Source organism: Clostridium sp., from assembly GCF_032552055.1.
Lineage (GTDB): Bacteria > Bacillota > Clostridia > Clostridiales > Clostridiaceae > Clostridium.
Genome location: NZ_JAWGSV010000240.1, coordinates 1 through 4,856, shown reverse-complemented (window position 1 = coordinate 4,856; position 4,856 = coordinate 1). Strand labels below are relative to the sequence as shown.

At 26.9% G+C, this 4,856-nt stretch carries 6 protein-coding genes; 4 read left to right on the top strand and 2 right to left on the bottom strand.

Annotated elements, in window-relative coordinates; all coding sequences use genetic code 11:
• The coding region (locus tag E6248_RS13250) for a class Ib ribonucleoside-diphosphate reductase assembly flavoprotein NrdI (protein ID WP_316341265.1) at positions 1-342 on the top strand (342 nt) is incomplete at its 5' end.
• An 86-nt stretch (positions 343-428) separates the two neighbouring features.
• On the opposite strand, the gene E6248_RS13245 is transcribed toward E6248_RS13250, so the two are convergent.
• Both E6248_RS13245 and E6248_RS13240 read right to left on the bottom strand, forming a co-directional pair.
• Positions 429-617: an alpha/beta-type small acid-soluble spore protein gene (locus E6248_RS13245; protein ID WP_136006063.1), complete on the bottom strand. Its 189-nt coding sequence runs from the start codon at positions 615-617 to the stop codon at positions 429-431.
• Between the two features lie 400 nt (positions 618-1,017).
• The gene (locus E6248_RS13240) at positions 1,018-1,644 is read right to left on the bottom strand and encodes an ECF transporter S component (RefSeq protein ID WP_316341264.1); all 627 of its coding nucleotides are present in this window, start codon (positions 1,642-1,644) and stop codon (positions 1,018-1,020) included.
• 201 nt (positions 1,645-1,845) lie between these two features.
• Here E6248_RS13240 and E6248_RS13235 point away from each other — a divergent pair, with 201 nt between their 5' ends.
• The 3 genes from E6248_RS13235 to E6248_RS13225 all read left to right on the top strand — a co-directional run.
• A complete protein-coding gene (locus E6248_RS13235) occupies positions 1,846-2,559 on the top strand; it encodes an ABC transporter ATP-binding protein (RefSeq protein WP_316341263.1) in 714 nt (237 codons plus the stop codon).
• Positions 2,552-4,153, top strand: coding sequence for an ABC transporter permease (locus E6248_RS13230; RefSeq protein ID WP_316341262.1), 1,602 nt, complete (start codon positions 2,552-2,554; stop codon positions 4,151-4,153). The genes E6248_RS13235 and E6248_RS13230 overlap by 8 nt, the downstream gene beginning before the upstream one ends.
• A gap of 351 nt (positions 4,154-4,504) precedes the next feature.
• On the top strand, positions 4,505-4,856 hold a 352-nt coding region (locus E6248_RS13225), incomplete at its 3' end, for a GntR family transcriptional regulator (protein ID WP_316341261.1).

Here is a 4,856-nt window from a genome sequence, read left to right as displayed (position 1 = left end):
GTAGTATATGATAGTAGATTTGGTGCTGGAAAAGCATTTGCTGAAAAATTAGGAAGACCATCACAAAGCGTTAGTGAGCCATTAAATGAAGAGTGTGTTCTTATTACACGTAATGAAGGGTTTGGTCAAATTACACAAATTACAAGGGCATTTTTAGATGAACACAAAGATCTAGTTCGTGGTTTTGTTGTTAATGGAAGTATGGAAAGACATGCTGAATCATATTGTTTTGCAGCTGATAAAATTGAAAAAGAATATGGACTTACTTGTCTTCGTAAAATCAATGGACAAGGAACAGATGAAGATGTAGAAGCAGTAAAAGCTGCTATCGAAAATCTGTAAGCTAAGATTTTAAACTAATTTAAAAGGAAAAGCTATGTATAGGTATAACCTACACATAGCTTTTTTTATTATTAGATAGTATTAATTTATTTTATTTTTGATTCGTATTGTTCTACCATTCTCTTAACCATTTCGCCGCCAACGCTACCGCATTGCTTTGAGGAAAGGTCACCATTATAATCTGAGAAAGGTACTCCCATTTCACCAGCTACTTCATTTTTGAATTTAGCTAATCCTTTCTTTGCTTCTGGGACTAATTTTGTGCTGCTTGCCATAATAAGCGCCTCCTTAATTTGAGTTACAAAGTTTTATTTAACTTTGTGCTATTATGTTATGTAATAAATGTCTTTATAAACTATTAAATTTAATGCAAATAAGGGGATTGTTGGATTAGTTGTCTATCTTTATTATTGTTTTAAAATGTGAAGCATTTTAAAATGAAAAAATGAAGAAATGAAGAAATGAAATAATTAAGGAAGGAGATTTTGCTTTGCAAAATCTCCTTTATTTATAGATGCTCTAATAAAAATCTGTAAAGATTTTTATAAAAATTTTCTCATTCTTTAATTTTTTCATTTTTTCATTAATAAAAGCCCTATGTAGAATAGCTTGTATAAAACAAGTTTTCCTCATAGAGCTTGTAAATTCAATTTAATTTAATTTTATGTTTTATGTCTAAATTCTTTTCTTTTGCATTTTGAATATTGCAATTACTATAGGTGTAACAATTACAGCAGATAATATTGCTTCAGCAACACCATTTGTACCTATTACTGTAAGTAGAGCAGTAGTAACTGCACTTAAAGAATTATCAGTTATAGTCCCTTTGTCCATAAGTATTGCTGCATAGTCTTTAAAGTAAATTAAGTAAATAGTGCCAAGAACTCCAATAGTATTAACTAGAGATCCACATATTGCTGCAATGCTTATAGATACTTTTGCATTCTTTATTTTTGATTTTATTAGCTTATAAATATAATAAGCAATTATCCCAATTAGTACTCTAGGTAATATAGATACTAATGGATTATAAAAGAATGGTGACATTGGTGTTGGAGCTGTGATATTTTGATATATTGAAAATAATCCAAAGATAAATCCAATAGATGCCCCTACAACAGGACCTTCAACTATGGCTCCAATTATAACTGGTAAATGTAAGATTGTTAGTTTGAAAAGTGGTAAAGGTACAAAACCAAGTCCAGTTAAGCCTAAGAATAAACAAATTCCTGATAGCATAGCTGTAACTACCATCTTTCTAACATTTTCATGGGATTTTCCCACCCCTCGAGTGTTTAACATTTTGACTCCTCCGTTCTTATTCCTTACAGGATATAATTCGGCAAAAAAATAATTTTTGCAAAGTTCGGTTTCAAAGAATACCGACTTATTTAATTTTATCATATATGAATAAGCTGTAAAGAGAAAATTCGAAAAATTATTGCATTCCTATTCTATCTGTTATACAATATATATAACAGATAGAATAGAGGGGGTAACAAGATGTTAAATATAATAAATTATTCTAAGGCATATAAAAACGGAAAAAAAGCAGTGGACAATGTATCTTTAGAGGTGAATCCAGGAGAAATATTTGCCTTCATTGGACATAATGGTGCCGGTAAGACAACTACTATAAAAGCTATAGTTGGTATTTTAGATTTTACTGAAGGAGATATTTTAATAGACGGAATATCTATAAAGAATAATCCTATTGCTTGTAAAGAAAAAATTGCTTATATTCCTGATAATCCAGATATATATGAATCTTTAAAAGGTATTCAATATTTAAATTTTATTGCAGATATTTATAAGGTTTCTAAAGAAGATAGGGAAAGAGAAATAAAAAAGTATGCTGAAATATTTGAAATAACAAGTGCACTAGGAGATTTAATTTCATCTTATTCTCATGGTATGAAGCAAAAATTAGCTATTATTTCAGCTTTACTTCATAAGCCGAAGTTATTAATATTAGATGAGCCTTTTGTTGGATTAGATCCTAAAGCCTCTCATTTATTAAAGCAAGAAATGAAAAATATATGCAATGAAGGAGCAGCTATATTTTTCTCAACTCACGTTTTAGAAGTTGCTGAAAAGTTATGTGATAAGGTTGCTATTATTAAGGATGGAAAAATAGTTTCAAAGGGTACTATGGAAGAAGTTAAAGGAAATAGTTCCTTAGAAGATATATTTATGGAGTTGATAGATAATGAATAATTTATGGAGCCTTACAAAAATATCATTAATAAACAGTATGGGAATAAATAAAATAACAAGCTCTAAATCTAAAAAAGAAAGAAATAAGTCTATATTTTTAGCTTTAATGCTGACATTTGCTGCTGTTATGATAGTTTTTACATCAGTGATTTATTCAAAGTTTTTAGCTGATGGGTTAAAAACAATAGGATTTTTAGATATGTTACTAACATTAAGCATTATTTTAACTACAGTAACAATATTTTTTACATCTATTTATAAAGCGCAAGGTGTATTATTTTCTTTTAAAGATTATGATTTATTGATGAGTTTACCTATAAAAAGAAGCTATATTTTAATAGTTAAAGTATTTCAGCTTGTATTAATAAATTACTTAGTTAGTATATTTACTTTTGTTATACCAGCTACAGTATATTTTGTTTATGCAAAGCCATCAATATTGTTTTTTGTATATTTAATATTGATATTTTTAACTTTACCTCTAATACCTTTATTAATATCATCAATTATTTCTTTTGGAATTAGTTATGTTTCAAATAAATTTAAATATAAAAACTTAGTAATTACAGTTGGTACTTTATTAATAGTAGTATTAATAGTTGCAGGCTCTTATAGCAGTGGAGAGTTTTTACAAAAAATATTGTTAAATAGTTCATCAATAAATGATGCTATATTTAAAATTTACCCCCCAGCAGTGATGTTAACAAGAGCATTAGCAGAGGGAAGCATTATAGACTTAGGTATTTTTCTTATAATTTCTATAGGATTTTTCAGGTTTTTTATAATTGTATTTAATAAGGCATATAAGAAAATAAGCTCAAAACTTCAAGAAAGTTATAAGAAGAATAATTATAAAATTACTTCTATGAAGTCATCAAGTATAACGAAAGCACTATTAATAAAAGAAGCAAAAAGATATTTTGCATCTCCTATTTATGTATTAAACACTATAATAGGGCCAGTACTTTTACTAATTATGGCAGTAGCAACTATGTTTATGGGAGAAGATATAATATATATGATTTTTGAGCTGAAATCAGTAGGAGAATTAATGCCATTAATGATTATAGCGGTTACTTGTGGTATTTTATCACTTTCTTGTACTACTAATTCATCTATTTCTATGGAAGGTAAAAACTTATGGATATTAAAAAGTAGTCCACTTAATCCATTAGAAATATTTAAAGCTAAGATATTATTAAATTTAATATTAGTTGTTCCTGCTTTAATAATTAGTAATATAATATTTTTCTTCTCATTAAACTTCAGTATTACACAAGCTTTATGGCTATTTGTAATTTCTATATTATTTGCAATAATTGTAGCTATACTAGGAATTGTAGTTAATTTATTTTTCCCTAATATGCATTGGATATCTGAAACAGCAGTTGTAAAACAAAGTGCAAGTGTTATGATACAAATGCTAATATCAGCAGGAATAGTAGCTATTCCTATACTTGCAAAGTATTTTAATATAATTTCGAATAATAATTTACTATTAGTTTCAGCTTTAATATTTGAAATAATAATATTAGCTATAATTATTTTGATTCTTTCAAAGGTATCGGTTAAACAATTTGAAAATCTAAACTAAAAAATAGATGTTGTTGTACAACGTAAAGTGAATAATGATAAATTAAATGAGAAATTAATGAAAAACTTCTAATTGAGTTTTTAAAAATAATTAATTTTAAGTTTTTAATTGGGCTGTTTCAGAGACAGCCCCATTTCTATTATTAGAAATAAATTTATTTTTATATTAATTTGAATTTATCAGGCATTATAAATACAGATTCTATATAAAATATAAGTCTGAGTGAAAAGGAGCAAAGTATTATTTTATACTTCACGTTTCTATTATATAATGTAGTTAATGTGGAAATTTTATTAAATCTATTGTGAATAAAGTTTTAAGAAATTAATAGTCTTAGAAAGAGGTGATAAGGTGATTTTAAGAATTAATTTTGATTCTGAAATACCTATATATATACAAATTAAAAATCAAGTTATAGAAGGTATAGCAAAAGGTGAAATTGATAAAAATGAAGAATTACCTTCAGTTAGGTCCTTAGCAGAGGATATAGGCGTTAATATGCATACTGTTAATAAAGCTTATTCTATTCTAAAGGATGAGGGATATATAAAGATAGATAGAAGAAAAGGTGCAATTGTTGATCTTAATTTGAGCCAGTCTATGGAAGGGTTTAAGGAAGAAGTTAATATGAATCTATATTATTATATGGCTCAATGTTTTAATAGAGGGATTGATAAAGACGATATTAAGTCATATATAGATA